The organism is Pedobacter sp. HMWF019, from assembly GCF_003061025.1.
In the GTDB taxonomy this organism is placed as follows: Bacteria; Bacteroidota; Bacteroidia; order Sphingobacteriales; family Sphingobacteriaceae; genus Pedobacter.
The window spans coordinates 1824-3118 of the sequence record NZ_QAIL01000462.1 but is presented as its reverse complement, the minus strand read 5'-3'; the positions used below and the strand labels follow the sequence as shown (position 1 = coordinate 3118).

The following is a 1295-nucleotide window of genomic DNA, read 5'->3' as shown; positions in this document are numbered from 1 at the left end:
TAACATACATATATGAATACACCTTCTTTTTATTAAGAAATTCCACTGTTGTAGGTTAAGCTGATTTGATAATCTTGTTTATTGGTAACGCTCTTTCAGCCTCCTAACTTTGTCTCATCAAAAGGGGTAAAAGCTCCTGATTTAAAAACCTTTAAAAATAAAAAAAATGAAAGCTAACACATTGTTAAACCCAGAAAACCATGCCTTATTATTGATCGATCATCAATATCTTCAATTATTGACTATCCGCTCCCATGATGCGGCTACAGTAATCAATAATTCACAGGCTGTTGCTAAAAGCAGCAAGATATTTAATGTACCTACTTTGCTTACTACTGCTTTTGCAGAAAGACAGGACCTGATCAAAGAGATTGCAGATCAATTTCCTGAACAGACACCTATTGACAGAACTACATTGAATGCGTGGGAAGATGAAAGAGTGGTAGAATGGGTAAGAAATACCGGTAAAAAGAAACTGGTAATTGCCGGATTATGGACAGAAGTTTGTTTACAAATGCCAGTCTTATCAGCACTTGCTGACGGATTTGAAGTTTACTTTATTACCGATGCATCCGGAGGAGCCAGTGTAGAAGCTCATCAAATGGCTGTTCAAAGGATGATACAGGCGGGAGCCGTTCCTATAACAACCTGGTCATATGTAAGCGAACTGCAGCGTGACTGGGGCCGTATGGAAACTGCCGAAGAAGTTACCAAACTGTTCGAAGAACATGGAGGCGGCTTCGGACAGGGTCTTCGCTGGGAGTGGCAGCTGCTCAACCTCAAAGAAGGAACAAGATAACTGCTTCCATTATTCATCATAATGTCGGGAGCCACAAACTCCCGGCTCTTTTTATCTTTAAAAATATACTAAAATGTTACAAATTATTAATCAACAGCCTTATTTTGCAGACCAGGGAAAATTCAGAATACTGTTTCATTTTCCCTGACAAATCGGCGGTGATCATGGATATGGTGCACTTGCCACTATTGCAGAATCATTTATGGATCCTGATACCTGGATCAAACTACACCCGCATGTGAATGAAGAAATTATTTCATGGGTACCGGATGGTGTTATGCGTCACGGAGATCCTTTAAGCGGTGAACTTATTACAGATAAAGACCATCTGATGATTATGAATGCTGGTAAGGGGTTCTGGCATGAGGAAAAAACATTAGAAAGCGATCCTCCATTGCGTATGCTGCAGATCTTCGTAAGACCCCATACGATTAATCTGCATCCAGGAATACAGCACGGAGCATTACCTGCATGGAAATATAACGAGTGGCGGCAG

General features: G+C 40.5%; 2 protein-coding genes. Both read left to right on the top strand.

The window, feature by feature from the left end; genetic code table 11:
- Positions 1–166: 166 nt before the first annotated feature.
- Positions 167–799 carry a hydrolase gene (locus DBR11_RS24355; RefSeq protein ID WP_108555187.1) on the top strand — a complete coding sequence of 211 codons (633 nt, stop codon included), beginning with the start codon at positions 167–169 and terminating at the stop codon, positions 797–799.
- Positions 800–1001: 202 nt separating this feature from the next.
- A partial coding sequence (locus tag DBR11_RS29980) for a pirin family protein (protein ID WP_199233945.1) occupies positions 1002–1295 on the top strand: 294 nt, incomplete at its 3' end.